The organism is Nakamurella flava, assembly GCF_005298075.1.
GTDB classification, from domain to species: Bacteria; Actinomycetota; Actinomycetes; order Mycobacteriales; family Nakamurellaceae; genus Nakamurella; species Nakamurella flava.
Genome location: NZ_SZZH01000001.1, coordinates 1,436,043 through 1,458,645 on the forward strand (window position 1 = coordinate 1,436,043; position 22,603 = coordinate 1,458,645).

The window sequence follows — 22,603 nt, forward strand, 5'->3', positions numbered from 1 at the left end:
GGCCGGGAGGCCGCCTGACAGTCTGCCCGATCGCGACCCGGGAACCGACGGGATTCGCCCGACGGGCCCTTCGGGACCCACCACGGCCGACGGACGAATCCGGTGTCGCGCCGAAGGTCGATCGGCCGCCGGGCCGCCCAGCCGGGGGATCCCGCGCCGCCGGGACCTTCCGGCAGATGGGAACGGACCGGGTAAAGCCAAAGTAAAGGGCGGGGAGGTGGGCCGGTGTCCCTGCCCCTCTCTCCGCCCCCGTCATTGCCTGCGTCGTTGCCCCTGGCGCCGCCCGTGCCGGTGGCCGAGTACGACTCCCCCACCGACCGCGCCGCCCGGCGGCGGGAGCGGGCCGTCGGACGGACCCTGTCCCGATCGCGGTGGTGGTGGTGGCCAATGATCGTGGCCCTGGTCCTGATGGGGATGTGGGGGGTGCTGCGCGCCGACCAGTTCCTCAGCGGAGTCCTGGTCTGGCCCCGCCAGGGCGCACGGTTCGTCGAGGTGAGCGCATCGCTGCCCACCGGATCCGCCATGGAGGCCACCGGCGGCCCGATGACCGTCGTCATCAGCGGTCTGAACACCAAGAGCGGGACCGCGGTGGCGACGGCGCTGCTGCCGGCCCTGTCGGCAGACGGCGGCCGGGTGTTCAGCCTCGTCTACGGCAGCGGCATCGCCGACGAGGACCTGGTGACCAAGTACGACGCTCTGGTCGCCACGGTCCGGCCAGACGAGGTGACCTTCTTCGGCAGCAGCATGGGCGGCGACATCGCCCTCAACCTCGCTGCCCACGCCCACAAGCTTCGGCAGCAGCAACTCGACGCCCGGGCGGCCGAGCGCCTCCGGGCCTCCGCCGGGCCCTTCGCCGACGCGCCGGTCCTCGACGGCGCCGCCCTCCGCGCCCCGGCCACGGGCGGAGTCTCCCCGGGGGACGCAGCCCCCTCGACGGACCCGTCCGCCACCACGCAGGGCACCGCCGGCCCCGCACCGGCCCCCCGGGTCAGCACGGTCTACCTGGACTGCTCGCCGTTGGCCGCGGACGACGTCCGCGATCGCAGCCGGACGTCCGCCGACATCCTGACGACGTTGACCGAGGCCGCCGGGACCGACGGCGGCGCGGCGACCCGTGTGGTGGTCGAGGTGATGGCCCAGCGTCGGCAGTGGTCGTCGGGACTGCTGCCCGCGGTGTCGGTCCGCGGCGACGATCTGCTCTTCAAGTACCGGCAGGTGATGAGGGAGAAGATCAGCTCGCCCGGCATCTCGACCGCACTGGTCAAGGACCAGTACGGGGTGATCCGGCGGATGGACGCCGAAGCCCGCTTCGCCGAGTTGGGGGCCGGTGCGGAGCCTGTCCGCATCGTCTACTTCCGACCCGTCGTCGCGGCCGCGGACACGGTGGTGGCGGTCGAACGGGTCACGCGGGAGCTGGGGCGGTTGGCCGCGGCGCACGGGGTGGAGGTGCGCGCCGTCGGGGTTCCCGACGGTCATCACGCCAGCGCTCAGACGGTCCCGCAGGCCTACCTCGCTGCGCTCGCCACGCCGTTCCCCGGAGTCGAACTGATCGGGGAACCCACCCAGGTCACGGTGCTGGCGGCCGGTCGTCGATGAGTCCCGGGTAAGATGTGAATCGGACCCGTCGACGCCGACGGTCGTCCGAGGTCGTTTGCTGTGACGCCCAGCCTGTGGCGTCGTCTCCCTCTTGACCCCCCTCGTCCTGTTCGAGGTCTTCGAGTCGGCCAGCACCGCGGCCAGTCCGTCCGCCTTCGCTGCGCCTTCGCGCAGCTGCCTGCGGATTCCTCGACAGCGACAGGAACCACCATGCCTGCACCCTTGTTCTCCGCCCCCGGCCAGACCGGCGCACCGTCCGCTGCCCGTGAGGACGGTCGCAGCGGCGACCGCCGCCGCCGGCCGTCCCGTTCCGGTGGCCAGGGCGCACCCGCCCGCCGGGAGGCCGACGGCGCTCGCCGCGACCGCTCGGCCGCCGATCGCTTCGACACCACCGGCACCGACCGACGTCGCGGTGGGGACGCCGGCGGTCGTTCCCGCTCGGACCGTTCTTCCTCGACCGGGACCTCCTCCCCTTCGCGGAACGCCCGATCGGGCGGCGAGCGCACCCCGGGGGCCGGGGCGCGGTCCGCTCCCGCCTCGGGCCGTTCCGGTCAGGACCGGATGGACGACGGGTCGGCCCGCCGCCGGCCCCGTCGCCGACGCCCCGAGGGCGCCGTTCGCGGGGCCGCCCCGGCGGCCCGCACCGCGCCCGTCGATGCCGCGGACACGATGATCGCCGCTGCGGAGCCCGCCTTCGCTCCCATCACCGCCGTCACGTCCACGGAGTCGTTCGCCGAACTGGGCGTCCCCACCACCCTGCTGCCGGCGCTGACCGGGCTGGGTGCGGTGTCGCCGTTCCCGATCCAGGCCGCCACCCTCCCGGCCACCCTGGCCGGGCGGGACGTCCTGGGCCGCGGCCGCACGGGTTCGGGGAAGACGATCGCGTTCGCCGTGCCGCTGGTCGCCCGCCTCGCCGGCCGGCGCAGCCGCCCCCACCAGCCCCGGGGACTGGTCCTGGTGCCCACGCGTGAGCTGGCAACCCAGGTCGCCCGCACCGTGGAGGCGCTGGCCACTCCGGCGGGCCTCAAGGTCGCCGTGGTGTTCGGTGGGGTGGGCTACGGCCCGCAGACCGACGCCCTGCGGCGCGGGGTGGACATCCTCGTGGCCTGCCCGGGTCGACTGTCCGATCTCGTCGAACAGGGCTCGGCGGATCTGGGTTCGGTCGAGATCACGGTGCTGGACGAGGCCGATCACATGGCCGATCTGGGCTTCCTGCCCGGCGTCCGCCGGCTGCTGCGCCGTACCCCGGCCGGGGGCCAGCGACTGCTGTTCTCCGCGACCCTGGACAACGGCGTGTCCGTGCTGGTGGACGAGTTCCTGTCCGATCCGGTGCGTCATTCGGTCGACGAGGGCAGCACCCCGGCCGCGGCCATGACCCACCACGTCTTCGCCGTCACCCGCGACGACCGGGCCCAGGTGGTGCGCGAGATCGCCACCGGAACCGGCCGTCGGGTGCTCTTCACCCGCACCAAGCACGCCGCCCGCAAGTGGGCGCGGCAGCTCACCACCAATGGCATCCCGGCCGTCGACCTGCACGGCAACCTGTCGCAGAACGCGCGCACCCGCAACCTCGCGGCCTTCGCCGACGGGTCGGCACGCGTGCTGGTCGCCACCGACATCGCCGCCCGGGGCATCCATGTCGACGACGTGGAACTCGTCGTGCACATCGACCCGCCCGCCGAGCACAAGGCCTACCTGCACCGCTCAGGCCGGACCGCTCGGGCCGGGGCGGCCGGCACCGTGGTGACCATGATGCTGCCCGAGCAGTCCGACGAGCTGCGGATTCTCATGCGGCAGGCCGGGATCCGCCCGTCCACGACGACGATCACCCCGGGGCACCCGATGATCGCCCAGGTCACCGGCTGACTCTCGATTCACCCGTGCCGACCGGTCCTGGTGCGGGACACCAGGACCGACCGGCAGGATGAAGCCGTGGCACCCCGCGGATCGGCCGATCCCGAGCCGGCCCGCGGACCGGGTGAGCCGCCCGCCGGGGCGATGGCATCGGCGCAGCTGATCGGCCGCCTGCGGGCGGCCGGCTGCGTGTTCGCCGAAGAAGAGGCCCAGATCCTCGTTCGCGCCGCCCGGGATCGGGCCCAACTCGAGGCCTGGTGCACCCGACGGGTCGCCGGCGAACCCCTGGAACACGTCGTCGGTGAGGTCGCCTTCGCCGGCAGGACGTTCCTGGTGGGACCGGGGACCTTCGTTCCCCGGCGGCGATCGGAGTACCTGGTCGAACGGGTCCTTCGTGCGGCCGCCGCACCGACCGGTGCTTCGCTCACCCTCGTCGAGATGTGTTGTGGGGTCGGTGCCATCGGCCTGTCGGCCGCACAAGAACTGCACCGCAGGGGTGTCCGGGTGGACCTGCACCTGGCCGATGTCGATCCGGTCGCCCTGTACTGGGCCGAACGCAACGCGCATCGAGCGGGGCTCCCGGCCGTCCGTCTGCACCGGGGCGACCTGTGGTCGGCGCTGCCACCGGAGTTGCGGGGCGCCGTGGATGTGGTGATGGCGAATGCGCCCTACGTCCCGACCAGCGAGATTGTTCTGTTGCCCCCGGAGGCCCGGTTGCATGAACCCGTCGCTGCGCTCGACGGCGGGCCGGACGGCACCGATCTGCACCACCGTCTCGCCGACGACGCCCCACGATGGCTGCGACCGGGAGGCGTTCTCGTCATCGAGACCTCGGACGGGCAGGCTGCGGTCACCGCCGAGCTGATGGAAGCGGCCGGGTTGCGCGCTCGTATCGACCGCGCTCCCGCCCGCTGGGGCACCGCGGTCACCGGGCGGCAAGCCGGTCCGGGGAGCGGTAGGCCAGGATGAACCGATGCGGATGATCACCAAGGACACCCAGTTGTGCATCTCGCTGGCTGCCCGCCCGAGCAACATCGGTACCCGCTTCCACAACCGGCTCTACGAGGAGCTGGATCTCGACTTCGTCTACAAAGCCTTCGCCCCGGCAGATCTCGCCCAGGCCATCGCCGGCATCCGCGGTCTGCCCATCCGCGGGGCGGCTGTCTCCATGCCCTACAAGTCGGACTGCATGCCGCTGCTCGACGAGATCGACCCCTCGGCCGCCGTCATCGAGTCGGTCAACACCATCGTGAACACCGACGGTCACCTCGTCGGCTACAACACCGACTACCTCGCTGTGGCCGCACTCCTGCAGACACACGGCGTCCCGGCCGACCGCGAAGTCGTCGTCCTGGGCAGCGGCGGGATGGCCAAGGCCGTCGTGGCCGCGCTGCGCGACCACGGGGTCGAACACGGCACGGTCGTCGCCCGGAACGCCACCACCGGCTCGCAGCTGGCCGACCAGTACGGCTGGCGGTGGGCGGCGGAACTGGCCGATCGGCGCCCGGCCGTCCTGGTCAACGCCACACCCACGGGCATGGCCGGCGGCCCCGACGCCGAGCGTTCGCCGGCACCGGAGCAGACCGTCGCGGCCGCGACGGTCGTCTTCGACGTCGTCGCCTTCCCGTCCGAGACCCCGTTGATCACCACCGCCCGGCGGAACGGAGTCGCCGTCGTCACCGGAGCCGAGGTGATCGCGCTGCAGGCCGCCGAACAGTTCGCGCTCTACACCGGTGTCCGACCCTCCGCGGAACAGGTGGCCGCCGCCTCCGCCTGGTCGCGTGAGACCTGACGGAACCGCAGTCGACCTCTGCGATCACCCGGTGACCACGGCCGGCTCCGGGCGGGCAGTGGCGATCAGCGCGTCCTCGTGGTCGCCGTCGTAGGAATCGGCGGGCGGTTCACCCGACTCCAGTTGGTCGGCCCAGTCCTCGGATGATGGACCCCCGGAGTGGTCGGCCGTCCCGGTGTCGCCGGGAACCCGTTCGTCGCCGCCAGACCGCTCGGCGATCGGGCGGCGCATCCACCGTCCCGCGCCGCCCCGACCGAGGTCGAGAGCGACCGCATCGGCACGGATGTCGGTCCAGTAGTCGGTGCCGCCGGTCGATCGCTCGAACTGTCGTGAGCTGATGCGCCCGATGACGATGACCGGGTCGCCCTTGCGGACCAGCCCGATGACCGACGTGGCCAATTGCCCCCAGCACACGACGGTGACGCCGAACTGGTCGCCGTCCACCCACTCCCGGGTGTCCGGAACGAAACGGCGCTCGGTGGACAGGATCCGGAAGGTCACCCGGTCACCGCGCTCCCCCAGGCTGACCGTCGGATGAGCCGTCACCCGACCGGCCAGCCGAACCTCTGCCGCGTTCATGTCAGTCCTCTCCGCCGACGGTCGCACACCGCCGCGCTGGCCACCACGGTCGCGGTCGGACGGTGAAGCCGGTAGAGCGGGAAAACAGATGTGGACAGATGTACGAGATGTGGATCGATCGCGCGGTGATGGCCCCTCGCCGGGACGGCCGTCGGAGCCGGAGGGCATCATCGACCCACCACGCCCCACCGTCGGGGCCAGGAGGAGGCAACCGATGCAGCAGCAGGACCCGACCGTGCTCTGGTCTCCCACCGATGCGCAGCGGGCCGGCGCCGCCATCACCGACTTCGCCGCCGTGGCCGGCGATCGTTCGGGGCAGGACCTGTCCGATTACGCCGATCTGTGGCGGTGGTCGACCGAGGACCTCGAGGGGTTCTGGGGGACCCTGGCCGAGTACGTGGACCTCATCTGGCACGACCGTCCGACGGCGGTCCTGCCCGAGGCGGTCATGCCCGGCGCGCACTGGTTCCCCGGCGGCACGCTGAACTACGCCGAGCACGCGCTGCGGGACACCGGACCGGCGGACACGGTGGTGGTCATCGCGGTGGCCGAGGACGGCTCCGAGGTGACCCTGACCCGTTCGCAGCTGCGCGCCCGGGTGGGGGCGGCCCAGGCCGGTCTCGCCCGACTGGGCGTCGGCGCGGGCGACCGGGTGGTCGCCCTGGTACCCAACTCGATCGAAGCGGTCGTCGGTTTCCTGGCGACCGCGGCCCTGGGTGGCGTGTGGTCGTCGTGTTCACCGGACTTCGGCGCCCACGCCGTCCTCGACCGCTTCACCCAGATCGAGCCCACCGTGCTGCTCGCGGTCGACGGATACCGCTACGGGGGCCGCGAGTTCGCCGTCGACGCGACAGTCGCCGCGCTCCGCGAGCGGCTGCCGTCCCTCGCCGGGGCCGTGCACATCCCCACCCTCGGCTCGGACACCCCGGACGGGATGGTGCCATGGTCGGAGTTGACCGCCCAGGCCGCGGAACCGACGTTCACACCGGTGCCGTTCGAGGCACCCCTGTGGGTGCTCTACTCGTCCGGCACGACCGGACTGCCCAAGCCCATCGTGCAGTCCGTCGGCGGCATCCTCGTCGAGCACTACAAATCCCTGCGGCTGCAGTGGGACATCGGACCCGGTGACCGGTTCCTGTGGTTCACCACCACGGGCTGGATGATGTGGAACTTTCTCGTCGGTGGTCTGCTGGTCGGGGCGGGCGTCGTCCTGTACGACGGCAGCCCCGGCCACCCGGACCTGATGACGCTGTGGCGGGTGGTCGAACGACACCGGGTGAACGTCTTCGGAATGTCGGCGGCGTTCGTCGGGGCCTGCGCCAAGGCAGGCGTGACGCCGGGCCGGGACGCCGACCTGTCGTCGGTCCGGGTGCTGGGCTCCACCGGTTCTCCGCTGGACGACAACGGGTTCCGCTGGCTGGCCGACAATCTCGGACCCGATGTCCCCATCGTCTCGTTCTCGGGCGGCACCGACATCTGCACCGGCATCGTCGGTGGGGCCCCGACCGTTCCCGTCTGGCTCGGCGAGATCTCCTGCCGGGCGCTCGGCGCGAAGGTGGAAGCGTTCTCCCCCGAGGGCACACCACTCATCGGCGAGGTCGGCGAACTGGTCATGACGGCCCCATTGCCGTCCATGCCGGTTGCCCTCTGGGGTGACACCGATGGCTCCCGCCTGCGGGAGGCCTATTACGACGACTTCCCCGGGGTCTGGCGGCACGGTGACTGGATCCGCATCACCGGTCGCGGGTCCTGTGTCATCGAAGGCCGGTCCGACGCCACGCTGAACCGGGGCGGCGTGCGCATGGGCACCGCCGAGTTCTACCGGGTGACCGAGGGGGTGGCCGAGGTCCGCGATTCACTGGTGGTCGACACCTCAGGACCGCATGGCGAGGGCGATCTGATCCTCTTCGTGGTCCTCGACGGCGCCGGCGACGAGGAACAGGTGCGGCAACGTCTGCGCGCCGAGATCAAGCGGGAGCTGTCCCCCCGGCACGTGCCCGGCCGGATCATCCCGGTGCCGGCGATCCCCCGCACCCTCAACGGCAAGAAGTGCGAGGTACCGGTCAAGCGCATCCTCGCCGGCACGCCCGTGGAGTCGGCGATCTCCCGGGACGTGCTGTCGGACCCGGAGGGTTTCGACGCGTTCCTCGCGGCGGCCTCGTCGGCGTTGAACGGGAGCTGAACCGTTCCGCCCGCCGCGCGGCCCGCGGACCCGAGCGACGGGCGGACCGGAGCAACGGTTTGGCCGTCGGGGCTCGCCGCGCGCCGAGGCTCCCGCCGCCCCCTCCCGCCCGGGTGCCCGGGCGGCGCGCCACACTCCGGCGTCGGTCAGAGATCGTCGAACGGTGGGGCGTACCGGTACCGGCCGACCATGGTCGGTACGTGACTGCCCAGCGTGCGGACCTGGAAAGCGTCCCCCCAGCCGTCGTCGGGCGCGAGGATGCCGGCAGGGGCTGCGGGCTCGAAGCCGAACCGCGCGTAGAAGTCCGGCTCGCCCAGTAGCACCAGAGCCGGTTCGTCCAAAGCCTCCGCGGCACCGATGACCGCGTGAAGCAGCGCGGACCCGACGCCCCGCCGCTGGAACCCGGGGTCCACCGCCAGCGGCCCCAGCCCGACCAGGGGGAGGTCCGGGGCGCCGTGCGGACTGACCAACGCGCCCCGGCTGGCGGTCAGCTGGCCGACCACGACCCCGTCGACCTCGGCCACCAGAGTCAGTCGCGCCTCGAAGGCGGGGTCGGCCCGCAGCGCGTCGACCAGGATCGCCTCTGCGGCGAGCTCGTCCTCGGCGATCTGCTCGACTTCCCCCTCCTGCACGCCGACGTACTCGATGTCCAGGACGTCCGCGTCGGGCTCACGGTGCGAACCCGCCGGCGGAAGGGCGCGAAAGGCGGCGTCCATCAGGTCCCGGACGACGTCGACGTCGGCGGCCGCCTCGCGGCGCAGACGCAGGATCACGGCTCCACCCGGCGGTCCGGACGATCGTGGTCGCGTACGGCCAGCTCGGCCAGCATCCGGTTGTAGGCGTTCAGTTCGGCGTCGGAATCCCGGTCGGCCTGCCGATCGGTCCGGTCGGCCTCCCGCTGATCGCTGCGGGCCCACTGCGCGACCAGCGCGATCAGGACGATGAGCAGGGGAATCTCGGTCGCCCCCCACGCGATGGCGCCGCCCAGGCGTTGGTCACCGACGAGGTCGGTCACCCACGGCAGTCCCAGCCGGTTGTAGTGGTCGGCGGCCAGCGCGTTGCGCCCGTTCATCAGGGCCAACCCGAAGAAGGCGTGGAACGGCAGGGCACCGATCAGCAGGGCCAGTTTCGCGTAGGGCGGTACCCGCCGCGGTGTCGGATCGACGCCGATGATCACCCAGTAGTAGAGGTACCCGGTGATCAGGAAGTGCACCTTCATGAGCAGGTGCCCGAGGTGGGCCTCCATCAGCGTGCCGAACAGCGGGCTGAAGTACACCGCGTAGAACGACCCGATGAACAGGACGAACACCACCAGCGGATGGGTGATGAACCGGGAGAAGCGGGAGTGCAGGGCGCTGACAATGCCCTCCCGCAAGCCCGGCGGCTGGCCCCGCCCGGCCGCCGGAAGAGCACGCAGGGCCAGGCTGACCGGTCCGCCGAGCACCAGCAGGATGGGCGCCACCATGCCCAGACCCATGTGCTCGATCATGTGGATCGAGAACTGCGCCGCGGAGTAACGGCCCAGACCGGACGAGGTGGCCACCAGCAGGGCGGCACAGCCCAGCAGCCAGGCGACGGTCCGGCCGACGGGCCAGCTGTCCCCCCGCTGACGGAGGCGACGCACCGCCACCAGGTAGAGCGCGGCACCGACGAGCGCGGCGGTGCCGAGCACCCAGTCGAACCGCCACTGGGTCAGCAGCGACCAGAACGTCGGCGGACCGTCGAGGTCGTATCCCAGGGTCAGGGCGATGTCGCTCGGCGCCGCCCCGCTGGGCGGCGGCGTGGCGGTCCGACCCAGGGTGGCGGCCACCCCGATGGTCGCGGCCATCACGAGCACCTCACCGGTGGCCCAACGGATCAGCGGTCCACGCTCGCCGGAGGACACGGCCGGCAGGGTGCGACGGCGGTGCCACCATCCGACGGCGCCCAGCCCGACCAGCAGCACGAACTTGGCCAGGACCAGCCGCCCGTAGGGGGTGGTCCACAGGTCGGACAGGTAGGCGATCCGGATCCAGGCGTTGGCGACCCCGGAGACCGCCACGACGACGAACGCCACCAGGGCGATCGCCGAGTACCGCCGGGCCACGACGTCCAGATGCTTCACCCGTTGACGCGCCAGCCCGAGGAACGCGATCAGGCCACCGACCCAGACCGTCACCCCGATGAGGTGGTAGATCATCGAGTCGACGGCGACGTCATGATCGCCCGACTGGGACGAGTGGCCGGTGTCGGCCAACGCGAGCATGGCTGCGGCCGCCCCGGCGAGCAGCACGGCGGCCCACCCCGGGGCCAGCACGATGCGGGCCAGCACCGCGATCAGGGCGGCGACGACGGCGACGATCAGGTAGGCGCGCAGCGACCCGAGGACGGACAGTCCGCGCAGGATCCACTCCGGCGTCATCGCGACGTCCAGGGACCGCCCCATCGTGTCGGACAACGTCAACGGGATGAGCGCGAGCGCGGCGGCCGCCCAGACGGCGGCCGCGGTGGACGCCGCCCGCACCGCACGGTATCCCCCGACGTCCAACACCCCGCTGCGTTGCGGCGGCACGAGGAACGCCGCCGCCAGCAACCACCCGACGGTCGCAGCAGCGGCCAGATCGAAGAGGGCCTTCACCGCGGGCAGACCCACCGCGGTCAGTTGCCCGGCACTGGGCAGTCCCGGGATCTCGGTGCGGGCGGGAACGAGGGCGGACAGCCCCATCGCCAGGCAGAACGCGGTGACCCCGGCCGTGACGACCACCGTCGCCACCGACCAGGCTCCGGCTGGACTGTCGGTGGTGACGGAGCCGGACGGCTGCTTGCCCGGGGCGCCGGTGGCGGGCATCGGCGGCGCCGCGGAGCCGGGAGCGAGCGAGGCCGATGATGCTGCCCCGGCCTCGAGCCCACCAGGCTGCGCCGACGGTTCGGCGGGGATCGAGGGGAACGAAGAGGTGTCCCCGGAGGACCTGCGCACACTCACTCTGGGGCACATCCCCGCACGTCGGACATGTCGGCCACGATACTGCGGCGCCAGAGATGCGCGGCCGCCGCGAAGCGGGCACCACGTTCCCAGACCTGCTCAGAGCGCGCCCGGCAGGATTCGAACCTGCGACCGGGAGATTAGAAGTCTCCTGCTCTATCCAGCTGAGCTACGAGCGCCTGACCGCCGCGAGCCTAGCGAATCCGCAGCGCGACTCCGCCCGTCGCCACGAACGGTCAACGAGAGGGTCCGTCCGCCGACCCCTCTTGTTGCCGCGCCGCGGCCTGCTCGTCCAGGCGGCGCAACGCCGCGGCGACGGCCGGGTTGGTCCACGCAGCAACGGACGGCGTGCGCCGTCGACCCGGTGTCGACAGCGATCCCTGGCCGGCGGGCGATGCGGTACCGGCGGGTGTGCCCGGGCCCGGCCCACGGCGCAGGCGTCGACCCAGAGCCCGGATGCCGGTGAGCGCACCGCCGTCCCAGCGGTACTCGGTCGGGCCGGTCGGCACCCGTGGGCGTTCGGTGACGACCAGCCCGGCCGCGACCAGACGGTCCAGTTGCCCCTGCACCTGCGGCTCGGTCAGGTCCAGGTAGGCGGCCAGCGATGGCGCGGTGGTCGGCCGGGACCGCAGTCCTTCCAGGACGCGGCGGGCGGTCGGGTCGGCCAGGACTACGACCGCGTCATCGGGCGCCTCGTCGTCAGAAGTCGAACCCACCGCCGAAATCTCCTCCGCCGTCGAAGCCACCACCGTCGAAGCCGCCACCGTCGTAGCCGCCCGGGTCGTAGCCCGGGTCGTAGCCCCCGCCGTCGGCGGCATAGTCGCCGCCGTCGGCCCCGCCGGCGTCGGCCATGCCGGCCTCGTAGCCGGCGTCGTAGCCGCCGTCCCAGTTCATCCCGGCCATCCCGCTGAACAGCGTGGACGCGACCAGGTAGGTGCCGACACCCCACGCGCCGGCGACCAGCGCCGGCTTCCACCACGGCTCGGAGTACCAGCCCCGCGGCACGGGCTTGCCGGCGACCATGCCACCCGGGTAGTAGTGCCGGGTCCGGTCACCGGGCTGCGGGGACGCCTCGTACTGGTGCCCCTCGACGTCGACCCGCCGGTCCTCGGTGACGGCACCGGCCTGCTGTTGGCCGGGCATGGCCGGGATCTCCGGACCGGGATCCAGACCGAGCGAGGTCCGGGCGGCCCGCACGTAGTACAGCCCCTCGTAGGCGGTCTGCTGGGCGAGCCGGTACTGCTGCACCGACTTGGCCTGTTCCACCTGGGAGCCGGCAGCGGTGTAACGCTCGGAGGCATCGGCGATCGCCTGCTTGGCCGCCGGGTCGTCGCGCGGGTCCAGGGCGTACACCTGGCCGCCCAGGCGTTCGACCCACCGTCGGGCCTCGGCCGCGGCGTCGTCGAGATCGGTGGACGATGACTTCCCGCGTTGCTGGCTCCACCACACCGCGGCGCCGATCAGCGCCACGACGATCACGATCCACAACAGCGTGCTCACGACGCCCTCCGATCTTCCGTGCGCGGGTGCAACGGCCCCGCTTCGTCGAATGGTGAACGACCCGCCCGCCGCGATCGTTCCACCCGGCGGCTCTGGAAGCCGCTTCTCGCCGGGGCCGGCGACCCCGCGGACGCGCTACCCGCCGGGCGTCAACGCCGTCGGCGGGTCGGCTTGCTACGGGTACCGAAGATCGAGCGCCCCAGGGCGCCGCCGGCCGCCGTACCGAGCGAGCGGAAGAACGACGTCACCATCGGGCTCTCCAGGACATCGGAGATCGTGGACCGCGGCTGTGGCTCCGGGTAGTCGGCCGGGGCGGGCCGACGGGTCTTGGCGGTACTGCGCGACCGGGTCCGGACCGGCGGTTGGGGGTCGAGAGTCGGGTAGGTCATGGCGATGCCCGGATCGAGCGTCGGCCAGCCGTCGGCCCCCAGTGACGGCGCGGACGGTACCCGGGCCGGGGCCGCCGGCCCGGTGGAGACGGGCCCGGTCCACGGCGCGGTCGGTGGCAGCGGCACGGTGGGGACGGAATTCGGCGCCTCCTCGGGCGTGGTGACCCGGGCGGCGAGGATCTCGTAGGCCGACTCGCGGTCGACCGCCGTGCCGTACTTGGCGGTCAGCGCGGAGGCGGCGACGGCCTGCGTGAGGAGTTCCGCCGGGGCGGGGGCCATCAGGGATCGGGGCGCGCGCACCCGGGTCCAGGCCACCGGGGTGGGCGCACCGCGCTCGGACAGCACCGTCACGATCGCCTCACCGGTCCCCAGGCCGGTCAATGCCGTGGACAGGTCGTAGTCGTCGGTGAACGGGTAGGTCTTGACCGTCGCCGAGAGGGCCTTCTGGTCCTCGGGGGTGAACGCGCGCAGGGCGTGCTGGATCCGGGCACCAAGCTGGGAGAGGACCGGCCCGGGCACGTCGGTCGGCATTTGGGTGCAGAAGAAGACGCCGACGCCCTTGGAGCGGATCAGCTTCACGGTCTGCTGAACCGCCTGCAGGAACGCCTTCGAGGCGTCCGCGAACAGCAGATGGGCCTCGTCGAACAGGAACACCAATTTGGGCGCGTCGACGTCACCGACCTCGGGCAGGGCCTCGAACAGTTCGGCGAGCAACCACATGAGGAACGTCGAGAACAGCACCGGTTTGGTCTGCAGCGCGGCGCACTCGAGCAGGGTGATGACCCCGCGACCGTCCGGCGCCTGCCGGAGCAGGTCGGCGATGTCCAGCTCTGGTTCGCCGAAGAACTGGTCCCCGCCCTGGGCGTCGAGGTTGGTGACATTGCGCAGGATCACCCCGGCGGTGGCCTTGGACACCCCGCCCAGTTCCTTGAGGTCGGACTTCCCCTCGTCGCTGGTCAGATACATGATCACGGCCCGCAGGTCCTTCAGGTCCAGCAGCGGCAACTGCCGGGCGTCGGCCCAGTGGAAGATCAGGCCGAGGGTCGACTCCTGGGTCTCGTTGAGCCCCAGCACCTTGGACAGCAGGATGGGTCCGAACGAGTCGACGGTCGCCCGGACCGGGACCTCCGCTCCCTGGCCGGCCAGGGTCAGGAACTCCACCGGGTAGCCGGTACCGACCCAGTCGTCACCGGTCTCGGCGGCGCGCTGCTCGATCCGGGTGTTCGGAGACCCGGGGAGGGCCAACCCGGTGAGGTCGCCCTTGACGTCGGGGAGGAACACCGGCACCCCAGCCGCGGACAGCTGCTCGGCGATCACCTGCAGGGTCTTGGTCTTGCCGGTCCCGGTGGCCCCGGCGACCAGCCCGTGCCGGTTGAACATCGACAACGGCATCTGCACCAGCGCCGTGGGGTCGACCGTTCCGGCGTCGCTGGTCCCGGAACCGGTGACCACCGAGCCCAGGACGACCGACGCCGAGGTCGTGGCGTACCCGGCGGCGATGCGCTGGGCGGCGGTCGGCCCGGTTCCGGAACCCGTCGGTGTCGTCATCTGCCGTCTCCTGCTCGGTGTCCGCCGCGTGCTGCGGGGGCGCTGGCTGACCTGTCGCCCGGTCGCCGGGCGAGCGCCGGTCCCGGTTCTCACTCCGGGCGGGCCGGTCGCCCGGAGCGTAGCGACCACCGACCGGATCCGTCGGGAGGGGCACCGTCCGGTCCCCTTATCGGGTCCCCCGCCCCCGATCGGCGGGCCGCCCCTCGCCCGCGGGTCGTGCGGACATCGGAACCGGGGCGCGCACGGCATTTCGGGCACTGTCGGACCCCGCGGCTATGGTCGGACCCGTGAGCGACAGACTGGTATGGATCGACTGCGAGATGACGGGCCTGAACCTGGGTTCGGATGCCCTCATCGAGATCGCGGCCCTGGTGACCGACAGCGACCTGAACATCCTGGGAGACGGCGTCGACGTCGTCATCCACGCGGACGAGGACGCCCTGACCGGCATGCCGGACGTGGTGAGCGTGATGCACGCCAAGTCCGGGCTGACCGAGGCGGTCCGGCAGTCGACCGTCACGCTGGCCGAGGCAGAGCAGTTGGTGCTGGCCTACGTCAAGGAGCACGTCCCCGACCCGCGGTCGGCGCCGCTGTGCGGCAACTCGATCGCCACCGACCGCGGCTTTCTCACCCGGGACATGCCCGCCCTGGACGGCTATTTGCACTACCGGATGATCGACGTGTCCAGCATCAAGGAACTGTCCCGCCGCTGGTATCCCCGCGTCTACTTCGCCCAGCCCCAGAAGGGCATGGCGCACCGGGCGCTGGCCGACATCAAGGAATCGATCCGGGAACTGGCCTACTACCGGCGGACGGTGTTCGTGCCCCTGCCCGGTCCGACCACCGATCAGGCCGTGGCCGCCGCGGCCGAGGTCTCCGCCGAAACCCCCGCCGGGAATTGATCGAGCGGAACGACGAAGGCCCGGCCCTGGAATCCAGGGCCGGGCCTTCGCACCGGGGTGAGCGACGGGACTCGAACCCGCGACAGCCGGCACCACAAGCCGGGGCTCTACCAACTGAGCTACGCCCACCATTGCCGCGTTCGGAAGCCGGGGCTCCGCGATCAGGGCTGTGGAAGTCTATCCGATCCCGGAGAGTGCTCGTGCACCAGTCCGGACCGGTCGGGTGGGTGAGCCGTCACACCACCGGCGACAGGTAGTCCATTCCCATGGCGGCCCGCACCCGGTCGAGTACCCCGGTCACCTGCTCGGTGGCGGCCGCGATGCCGTCGACCAGGACCGCGTCCAGGTAGGACGGATCGGCCAGCAGCTCCGCGCGGCGGGCCCGGATCGGGGCGAGCGCCGAGTTCACCACCTCGGTGGTCACCTGCTTGAGCCGGGCCGCTCCCCCGTCGCCGATCTCCGCGGCCACGTCCCGCGGGTCGCGATCGCTCAGGGCGCCCACGATGGTCAACAGGTTCCCGACCTGCGGCCGTCGCGCCGGGTCGAAGGTGATGTGTCGCTCGGAGTCGGTGCGGGCCGCTCGGATGACGGCGGCGGTCTCGTCGGCACCGGCCCCGAGGGCGATGCTGTTGTGCCGTGACTTGGACATCTTGGCGCCGTCGGTACCCAGGACGACCGGCGCACTGGACAGCAGCGCCGCGGGCGGGGTGAAGAGCGTCTCCCCGCCCGCGTACCGGTCGTTGAACCGGCGGGCGATGAGCCGGGCGACTTCCAGATGCGGGAGCTGGTCCTTGCCCACCGGGATGAGAGTGCCTCCGCAGCCGAGGATGTCGGCAGCCTGATGGACCGGGTAGGTCAGGAGCAGACCACTCGTGGAGTTCTGACGGGAGGCCATCGCCTCGGCTTTCACCGTCGGGTTGCGGCGCAGCTCGCCGTCACTGACCAGCGAGAGGAACGGCACGAGCAGCTGGTTGAGGGCCGGTACGGCGGAGTGCGGGAAGATCACCGTGCGCTCGGGGTCCAGACCGACGGCCAGGTACTCCGCGACGAGCGTGCGGACGCGGTCGCGCAGCGGGCCGATGTCGTCGCGATCGGTGATGACCTGATAGTCGGCGATGATCACCGTCACGGGGATTCCGAGATCCTGGAGGCGGACCCGGTTCTGGAGGGTGCCGACGTAGTGGCCGAGGTGCAGGCCGCCGGTGGGGCGGTCGCCGGTGGCGACCCGCTCGGCCGGCCCGAGGGTGGTCTCGCCGGTCAGGGTCGGGGCGAGCTCGGTGCCGAGGGTGAGAGTTGCGGTCATGGTCAGCTCCAGGGGGCAGTGGTCACCGCGGAGGAGCTGGGTCGGGCGCCGTCAGGCAAGCCCGGAGGGAACGACCCGGCCGCTGCGCGGCGGCCGGAGGTCGAGGACATCACGGAACGCCGTCAGGCGGTCCGCCACCAGGACAGGTGCAAGGACGTCATGGGTCCAGCGTAACAACCTCGTCCGGACGGACGGACGTCCGCCGCGAACCCGGTCCGGTGAATCTGACCGGTGAACCTCCGGGGGCTCGGAGCGCGCTCTGATACTCGACGTGCGGGCGACGGCCGAGCCGTCCATCTCACGCCTGCTCAGCGGATTCGGGGGGATCCATGTCGACGGCGTCCACACCGTGGTCGGCCCAACGGGCCGCCGCAGAATCGGTACGGCCCGCGTCGGTTCTGGTGTGGCCGTGGTTCGCCGCGCTCGCCCTGTTCCTGATGGGCATCGGCGCGACCCTCGGGGGCATCGGGGGCGCCGCTGAAGGGTCGAAGCGTCCGGCGGCGGTGGTGGACGCCGCCGCGCAACAGCAGGCGCGGTCGTTGTCGGGCCCGTTGACGGCGATCGAGCCGGGCCTGGCCGGACTCAGCGCCGAACGCCTCTCCGCGTCGGCGGCCCTGACGTGCGCCGATCTGCAGGCCGGGTTGGCGTCCCAGGATCTGACGTCACGGACGATGGCCCGGTTCGGTGGGAGCGGGTACCTGCTGACCGAGCAACAGGCCGGGCGGATCATCGCGACCGTGCGGGCCGAGTCCTGCGGGTCGCCCGCCTACGGGTGACGGTCAGCACAGACCGGGCCAACGACAAGACCCCCACCGGGATCCGGTGGGGGTCTTGATCTGTGTGCGCCATCAGGGACTTGAACCCCGAACCCGCTGATTAAGAGTCAGCTGCTCTGCCAATTGAGCTAATGGCGCCCGGCCCGACTTCCCGGGCCGCAGAGAACTTTACATGGCGCCAGCACGGAAACTGAAATCGGCAGCTCAGAGGCCTACGGCACACCACCTGGCCTGGTCCCGACCCGCTCCCGTGCACCGTCGTCTCGCACGCACACAGCCCCGGTTCGCTTGCGTCCAGCTGTCATCATCGGCGGACACGGCAACGACGCCGATCACGTGGAGGTAAGACCGATGGCCCGCGACGAGGGCGACGAGGTGACGGTCCGACCGGAGATCCGACAGTCCTGGCGACGGTCCGAACTCCACGGCGTCGGCCAGGACTCCGTGGTCTCGGTCGTCGTCCGAGACGTCAACCGGGGTAGCCGGCTGATGGCGGCCGCGCAGCCCGTCCTCGACCACCTGATGACAGAGATCGGCTCCGAACCCGTGTCGCTGATGCTGGCCGACCGGGAATGCCGCGTGGTCTACCAGCGTTCCGGCGCGCGGTTCCTCGGCGCGTCGTTGGAGTCGAACGGTGTCCTGCCGGGGGCCACCCTCGACGAGGGCGTGGCCGGGACCAACGGCCTCGGCACCCCGTTCGAACTCGGCCGCAGCGTGGCCATCAATGGGGACGAGCACTACCTCAACGCGCTGAAGGGCTTCTCCTGTTTTGGCCACCCCATCCGTCACCCGTTGACCGGACGGATCGAAGGTGTGCTCGACCTGACCTTCGTCGCGGCTCGGCCCGGCGACACTCATGGCCTGGGCCCGCTGGTCGCGCCATTGGTCGCCCACGCCGCGCACGACATCGAGACGCGACTGTTGGAGGGGTCGCGGGCCGCCGAGCGCCGCATGTTCCTCGCCTTTCAGTCCGCGGTCCGCAAACGGTCCGCCCCGGTGGCGGTCCTGGGCGGTGACGTCGTGCTCGCGAACCGTTCCTGCCTCGACCGGCTCGGTTCGCAGAGTCCGACGGTGTTGCGTGTCCTGCTGGCCGACCTCGGCACCCGGTCACGGATGACCCAGCAACTCGACCTGGGATCGGCGGGCCGGTTCTGGGTGGATACCGAGCGCATCGACGGAACCCCCGACGGCGTGCTGTTCCGCCTCGACGAAAGCGTCGAGACCCCCGGTGGCCGACCCCGCGCGTCGACGCCGGTCCGCTCCCGCGGCCCGTTCGTCGTCGCCGGCGAACCCGGCACGGGTCGTACCCACGAGGCGGACCGGCTGGTCGGGTCGGCGTCGGCCGATCGCTTCGACACCCTCGACGCCGTCGTCGGGGATGCCGGCGAGTGGCTGTCCCGGGTGGTCGCCGCGGCCGCCCGGCCGGGGGGCTTGATCGTCGAGAACGTCGAGGCGCTCGACGACACGTCGTGCGCGGTGCTGCGGCGGGCCCTGGCGACGTCACCGCGGATACCGATCGTGCTGACGTCGGCTCCGCTGGCCGAGTTGTCCGTCGCCGTCTCGGCTCTCGTCTCGGCGTGTACCGACCGTATCGAACTGGTGCCGGTGCGCGAGCGACTCCCCGAGTTGCCAGCGTTGATCGCCGCGCTGGCCTCGGAGGGTGACGCAGGCCCCGCGTTCACCGTCAGCGCCCAGGCTCTGGAGGTGCTGGCCGGCCAGCCCTGGAGCGGCAACATGGCCGAACTGGCCCAGCTGGTCGGCGAGCTCCGAGCCCGGCCACTGGCCGGCCGGGTCGGTGTCGACGACCTACCGAGCCGGTACCGCCAGCGGACCCGAAGTGGGCTGTCCGGACGGCAACGGGCCGAGCGGGGGGCCATCGTCGCCGCTCTGCGCGAGGCCGGCGGCAACAAGCGGGACGCGGCGCAAGAACTCGGGATGAGCCGAACAACCCTCTACCGCAAGATGCGCGAGTTCGACATCCCGGGCACCTCTCGGGGGTAGCGCGGCTGCCGCGTCGACCGGTGTGAACCAGACCCCAGGTGTCCAGAAACGGAACACGCACCACGCACGCACGGGACGACCCTGACTGTCGTTGACGCCGGGGCGCCCGCCCCGACCTCTGCATTCCGGATCCGGGATCGCCTGCGTCCCTGGGTGACCCGGATGACCCGAGCGTGTGGAAAGGAATCACGGATGCCGCACTACCAGCTGTTGATCGGCGGGGATTTCGTCGACACCGCCGAGCATTACGACGTGGTCAGCCCGGCTGACTCCGAGGTCATTGCCACGCTGGCCAAGGGCACGGTCGAGCACGTCGATCTGGCGGTCGCCGCCGCCGAGAAGGCTTTCAAGGAAAGCGGGTGGCGGGAGACGCCCGCCCACGTCCGCGCCGAGGTGGTCGCCAAGGCCGCCGATTTGATCATGGCTCGTGCCGCGGAGGTCAGCGGGTTGGCGTCCCGCGAGAACGGCACCCCCATTCGGCTCGCCGCCGGGCTGTCGGTCGGCTTCCCCGTCATGCACATGCAGTACTTCGCCGGGCTGGCCCGCGCCTTCGTGGCCGACCGTCCCGCCTACGTCAACGGTTCCGTCAGCAGCGTCATCCGTCGCGAACCCATCGGCGTGGTCGCCGGCATCATCCCGTGGAACTTTGCGCTGCTGCTCGCGGTGTGGAAGGCCGTGCCGGCGATCCTGGCCGGTAACAGCATCGTGCTCAAGGTGGACGAGAAGACCCCGTCGACGGCGTTCGTGCTGGCCGAGGTCCTGACCGAGTGTGGCCTGCCGCCTGGCGTTCTCAACATCATCACCGGTGACGGCGAAACCGTCGGCGGGTACCTGACGGCCCACCCCCGGGTCCGCAAGATCTCCTTCACCGGGTCGACCGCGACCGGCCGGACGGTCATGCGCAACGCGGCCGCCAACGTCAAGCAGGTGACTCTCGAATTGGGCGGCAAGGGCGCCAACATCGTGCTCGCGGACGCCGACCTCGAGCTGGCCGTCGACGGCACGCTGTGGGGTTTCCTGATGCACGCCGGACAGGCGTGCGAGTCCGGTACCCGGCTGTTCGTCCACGACTCGATCTACGCCCAGTTCATCGAGCGGCTCGTGAACCGAGCCGCCGAGCTGACCGTGGGCGACCCCGCGAACGCGGCCACCGACGTCGGTCCCGTCATGAACGCCGCACAGAAGGCCCGCATCGAGTCGTTCATCGACAGCGCGGTGGCCGAGGGTGCCAAGCTCGAGTACCAGGGCAAGGTCTCCGAAACCGCCCATGAGAAGGGACATTTCGTCCCGCCGACCATCTTCACGAACGTCACCCCCGAGATGCGGGTGACCGTCAACGAGGTGTTCGGTCCGGTGCTGGCCGTCATGCGGTTCAACGATGTCGACGCGGTCGTCGACGAGGCCAACAACTCCGAGTTCGGCCTCTCCGCCGGCGTGTGGACCCGGGATCTCGCCACGGCCAACGACATCGCCGGACGCCTGGAATCCGGCACCGTCTGGATCAACGACTGGCACGCCCTGCCGGGCCCGCTGCCCTTCGGTGGTTACAAGCAGAGCGGCTTCGGGCGGGAGATGGGTCCGAACGCCATCCTGGCGTACACCAACGAGAAGGTCATCAGCGTCGACCATTCCGGCCGGAGCGCCCGAGCCGCATGGGGCCTGGTCCTGCCCTAGCCCCTCGCCCACGAACGTGATGCCCGGTACTCGCTCCGCGGGTGCCGGGCATCGCACTGTCGACGGTCCCACTGCGCATCCGCCAAGGACCAAAGACCATCGAGTACTTTCAGTAGTACTGCCGCATGTCCTGCAGTACTGTTGATCATCTCAGGACCGGTCCGGCGCCCAGCCTCCGGTTCTGCCCGACAGATCCGCTCGGCCCGTGTGAGACGCCGGCCGGTCCCCGCGACGACGATGGAGATGCCGCGATGTCCGTATTGGACCAGTCGACTGCGATACCCGCCCCGGCCGACCAATCGCCGTCGTCCGCCGACCCCGTCGCCGACCGACCCACCCAGCAGACCCACTACGTGAGCGAATTGCTGGGTGTGGAGAACCTGCTCGACGCATCGGACCGCGCGGTGCTGGACCGGGTACGTCGCTATTGCGAGGAGCGCATCAGGCCCGTGGCGGATGCATTCTGGTTGCGGGGCGAGTTCCCCCGGGAAGTCTTCACCGGTCTGCATGAGCTGGGCATCGTCGGGTTGGGATCCCGAGGGCAGCACCTGCTCGCCGGCCTGGTCACCATCGAGCTGGCGCGGGCCGACCTCTCTCTGAGCACCGCCTTCGGTGTCCACGACGGGCTGCACGTCGGCGCCATCAGCCGGTACGGATCGGCCGACCAGAAGGAAAGATTCCTGCCGGACGCGCAGGCGCTCCGCACATTGGGCGCGTTCGCCCTGACCGAACCCGACTCGGGATCGGACATCTCGCGCTCCATGACGACCACGGCACGACGCAACGGCGACCAGTGGGTCCTCAACGGCCGCAAACACTGGATCGGTAACGGCACCATCGCCGACAACCTCGTCGTCTGGGCGGCCGTCGAGGGTGAGAAGGCCGTGCACGGCTTCATCGTGCCGAGCGACGCGCCGGGGTACTCGGCGGTCGCCATCGACGACAAGATCTCGGCGCGCATCATCCAGAACGCGGAGATCGAGCTGACCGACGTCCGGGTCGGTGAGGACCGTCGACTCCCGGGCGTGATGACCTTCCGCGACGTCAACACCCTGCTCCTGCACTCCCGCATCTGGGTCGGCTGGCAGACCGTCGGTCTGCAGTTCGCGGCACTGGACACGGCGATCGCCCGGGCCCGCACCCGCAGCCAGTTCGGGCGACCCATCGGGTCGTTCCAGCTGACCCAGGAGAAACTCGCCCGCATGATCGGGAACGCCTCGTCGTCGTTGTCGCTCATGATCCAGCTCGCCCGGGCGCAATCCGACGGCACGGCCACCATCGAGCTCGCGGCGGTGGCCAAGTCGTCACTGAGCCTGCGGGCCCGCGAGACGGCTGCGCTCGGGCGCGAGATCAGCGGCGGGGACGGCATCCGGGTGCGGTCGGGGGCGGCCAAGGTCTTCGCCGACACCGAGGCGGTCTACACCTACGAAGGCAGTTACGACATGAACTGCCTCATCGTCGGGCGCCACGTCACCGGGCATTCCGCTTTCGAGTGACGGCAGGGCCGGCCGGCGGGTCGCCCCACGGATTATCCGGCCGGCCGAC

At 71.3% G+C, this 22,603-nt stretch carries 17 protein-coding genes and 3 tRNA genes; 10 read left to right on the plus strand and 10 right to left on the minus strand.

The genetic code is table 11. The features are described from left to right. Nucleotides 1-225: 225 nt before the first annotated feature. From FDO65_RS06465 to FDO65_RS06480, 4 genes are all read left to right on the plus strand, one after another. On the plus strand, nt 226-1,596 hold the full coding sequence (locus FDO65_RS06465) for a hypothetical protein (RefSeq protein WP_137448562.1): 1,371 nt from the start codon (nt 226-228) through the stop codon (nt 1,594-1,596). A 210-nt stretch (nt 1,597-1,806) separates the two neighbouring features. Next, entirely contained in the window at nt 1,807-3,462 is a 1,656-nt protein-coding gene (locus FDO65_RS06470; RefSeq protein WP_240757459.1) for a DEAD/DEAH box helicase, read from the plus strand. A 66-nt stretch (nt 3,463-3,528) separates the two neighbouring features. Next, the gene (locus tag FDO65_RS06475; protein ID WP_205849815.1) at nt 3,529-4,419 is read left to right on the plus strand and encodes a putative protein N(5)-glutamine methyltransferase; all 891 of its coding nucleotides are present in this window, start codon (nt 3,529-3,531) and stop codon (nt 4,417-4,419) included. A 4-nt stretch (nt 4,420-4,423) separates the two neighbouring features. After that, a complete protein-coding gene (locus FDO65_RS06480; protein ID WP_205849816.1) occupies nt 4,424-5,242 on the plus strand; it encodes a shikimate 5-dehydrogenase in 819 nt (272 codons plus the stop codon). A 24-nt stretch (nt 5,243-5,266) separates the two neighbouring features. Here the strand turns inward: FDO65_RS06480 and FDO65_RS06485 are convergent, their stop codons facing one another. After that, on the minus strand, nt 5,267-5,821 hold the full coding sequence (locus tag FDO65_RS06485) for a single-stranded DNA-binding protein (protein ID WP_166442058.1): 555 nt from the start codon (nt 5,819-5,821) through the stop codon (nt 5,267-5,269). A 214-nt stretch (nt 5,822-6,035) separates the two neighbouring features. On the opposite strand from FDO65_RS06485, the gene FDO65_RS06490 reads away from it, so the two are divergent. Continuing rightward, nucleotides 6,036-8,003 (plus strand): acetoacetate--CoA ligase, encoded by a 1,968-nt coding sequence (locus FDO65_RS06490; protein WP_137448564.1) that lies wholly within the window; start codon nt 6,036-6,038, stop codon nt 8,001-8,003. A 146-nt stretch (nt 8,004-8,149) separates the two neighbouring features. Here FDO65_RS06490 and FDO65_RS06495 read toward each other — a convergent pair whose 3' ends face one another. The 6 genes from FDO65_RS06495 to FDO65_RS06520 form a co-directional block, all read right to left on the minus strand. Next, the gene (locus FDO65_RS06495; protein WP_205849817.1) at nt 8,150-8,776 is read right to left on the minus strand and encodes a GNAT family N-acetyltransferase; all 627 of its coding nucleotides are present in this window, start codon (nt 8,774-8,776) and stop codon (nt 8,150-8,152) included. After that, complete coding sequence (locus tag FDO65_RS06500) at nt 8,773-10,830, minus strand: bifunctional copper resistance protein CopD/cytochrome c oxidase assembly protein (RefSeq protein WP_137448565.1); 2,058 nt, start codon at nt 10,828-10,830, stop codon at nt 8,773-8,775. Before FDO65_RS06500 ends, FDO65_RS06495 begins: the two co-directional genes overlap by 4 nt. Nucleotides 10,831-11,070: 240 nt before the next feature. Continuing rightward, a tRNA-Arg gene (locus tag FDO65_RS06505) sits at nt 11,071-11,144 on the minus strand. 57 nt (nt 11,145-11,201) lie between these two features. Then, nucleotides 11,202-11,681, minus strand: coding sequence for an ArsR/SmtB family transcription factor (locus FDO65_RS06510; RefSeq protein ID WP_166442059.1), 480 nt, complete (start codon nt 11,679-11,681; stop codon nt 11,202-11,204). Continuing rightward, nucleotides 11,665-12,465, minus strand: a complete 801-nt coding sequence (locus FDO65_RS06515; protein WP_137448567.1) for a hypothetical protein — start codon at nt 12,463-12,465, stop codon at nt 11,665-11,667. The genes FDO65_RS06510 and FDO65_RS06515 overlap by 17 nt, the downstream gene beginning before the upstream one ends. A gap of 149 nt (nt 12,466-12,614) precedes the next feature. Beyond that, complete coding sequence (locus FDO65_RS06520; RefSeq protein ID WP_137448568.1) at nt 12,615-14,402, minus strand: helicase HerA-like domain-containing protein; 1,788 nt, start codon at nt 14,400-14,402, stop codon at nt 12,615-12,617. 275 nt (nt 14,403-14,677) lie between these two features. Between FDO65_RS06520 and orn the strand changes: the two genes are divergently transcribed. Continuing rightward, the gene (gene orn, locus FDO65_RS06525; RefSeq protein ID WP_166442060.1) at nt 14,678-15,304 is read left to right on the plus strand and encodes an oligoribonuclease; all 627 of its coding nucleotides are present in this window, start codon (nt 14,678-14,680) and stop codon (nt 15,302-15,304) included. A gap of 56 nt (nt 15,305-15,360) precedes the next feature. On the opposite strand, the gene FDO65_RS06530 is transcribed toward orn, so the two are convergent. Together FDO65_RS06530 and trpS are read right to left on the minus strand one after the other, a co-directional pair. Next, a tRNA-His gene (locus FDO65_RS06530) sits at nt 15,361-15,433 on the minus strand. A 106-nt stretch (nt 15,434-15,539) separates the two neighbouring features. Further along, nucleotides 15,540-16,607 (minus strand): tryptophan--tRNA ligase, encoded by a 1,068-nt coding sequence (gene trpS, locus FDO65_RS06535; RefSeq protein WP_137448570.1) that lies wholly within the window; start codon nt 16,605-16,607, stop codon nt 15,540-15,542. A gap of 329 nt (nt 16,608-16,936) precedes the next feature. Here trpS and FDO65_RS06540 point away from each other — a divergent pair, with 329 nt between their 5' ends. Next, the gene (locus FDO65_RS06540; RefSeq protein WP_137448571.1) at nt 16,937-17,383 is read left to right on the plus strand and encodes a hypothetical protein; all 447 of its coding nucleotides are present in this window, start codon (nt 16,937-16,939) and stop codon (nt 17,381-17,383) included. Nucleotides 17,384-17,448: 65 nt separating this feature from the next. Here FDO65_RS06540 and FDO65_RS06545 read toward each other — a convergent pair. Continuing rightward, nucleotides 17,449-17,521: transfer RNA gene (locus FDO65_RS06545), tRNA-Lys, on the minus strand. 213 nt (nt 17,522-17,734) lie between these two features. On the opposite strand from FDO65_RS06545, the gene FDO65_RS06550 reads away from it, so the two are divergent. From FDO65_RS06550 to FDO65_RS06560, 3 genes are all read left to right on the plus strand, one after another. Then, complete coding sequence (locus FDO65_RS06550) at nt 17,735-19,384, plus strand: sigma-54-dependent Fis family transcriptional regulator (protein ID WP_137448572.1); 1,650 nt, start codon at nt 17,735-17,737, stop codon at nt 19,382-19,384. 192 nt (nt 19,385-19,576) lie between these two features. Continuing rightward, nucleotides 19,577-21,058 (plus strand): aldehyde dehydrogenase family protein, encoded by a 1,482-nt coding sequence (locus tag FDO65_RS06555; RefSeq protein ID WP_137448573.1) that lies wholly within the window; start codon nt 19,577-19,579, stop codon nt 21,056-21,058. Nucleotides 21,059-21,309: 251 nt separating this feature from the next. Further along, complete coding sequence (locus FDO65_RS06560; RefSeq protein WP_166442061.1) at nt 21,310-22,554, plus strand: acyl-CoA dehydrogenase family protein; 1,245 nt, start codon at nt 21,310-21,312, stop codon at nt 22,552-22,554. Nucleotides 22,555-22,603: the final 49 nt, after the last annotated feature.

What these genes read in the sequence shown, in the direction of transcription:
- FDO65_RS06520 (WP_137448568.1), bottom strand. Translation starts at nt 14,402, where the DNA reads ATGACGACACCGACGGGTTCCGGAACCGGGCCGACCGCCGCCCAGCGC.
- FDO65_RS06485 (WP_166442058.1), bottom strand. Translation starts at nt 5,821, where the DNA reads ATGAACGCGGCAGAGGTTCGGCTGGCCGGTCGGGTGACGGCTCATCCG.
- FDO65_RS06560 (WP_166442061.1), top strand. Translation starts at nt 21,310, where the DNA reads ATGTCCGTATTGGACCAGTCGACTGCGATACCCGCCCCGGCCGACCAA.
- orn (WP_166442060.1), top strand. Translation starts at nt 14,678, where the DNA reads ATGGTCGGACCCGTGAGCGACAGACTGGTATGGATCGACTGCGAGATG.
- FDO65_RS06470 (WP_240757459.1), top strand. Translation starts at nt 1,807, where the DNA reads ATGCCTGCACCCTTGTTCTCCGCCCCCGGCCAGACCGGCGCACCGTCC.
- FDO65_RS06500 (WP_137448565.1), bottom strand. Translation starts at nt 10,830, where the DNA reads ATGCCCGCCACCGGCGCCCCGGGCAAGCAGCCGTCCGGCTCCGTCACC.
- FDO65_RS06480 (WP_205849816.1), top strand. Translation starts at nt 4,424, where the DNA reads ATGCGGATGATCACCAAGGACACCCAGTTGTGCATCTCGCTGGCTGCC.
- FDO65_RS06550 (WP_137448572.1), top strand. Translation starts at nt 17,735, where the DNA reads ATGGCCCGCGACGAGGGCGACGAGGTGACGGTCCGACCGGAGATCCGA.
- FDO65_RS06540 (WP_137448571.1), top strand. Translation starts at nt 16,937, where the DNA reads ATGTCGACGGCGTCCACACCGTGGTCGGCCCAACGGGCCGCCGCAGAA.
- FDO65_RS06490 (WP_137448564.1), top strand. Translation starts at nt 6,036, where the DNA reads ATGCAGCAGCAGGACCCGACCGTGCTCTGGTCTCCCACCGATGCGCAG.
- trpS (WP_137448570.1), bottom strand. Translation starts at nt 16,607, where the DNA reads ATGACCGCAACTCTCACCCTCGGCACCGAGCTCGCCCCGACCCTGACC.
- FDO65_RS06555 (WP_137448573.1), top strand. Translation starts at nt 19,577, where the DNA reads ATGCCGCACTACCAGCTGTTGATCGGCGGGGATTTCGTCGACACCGCC.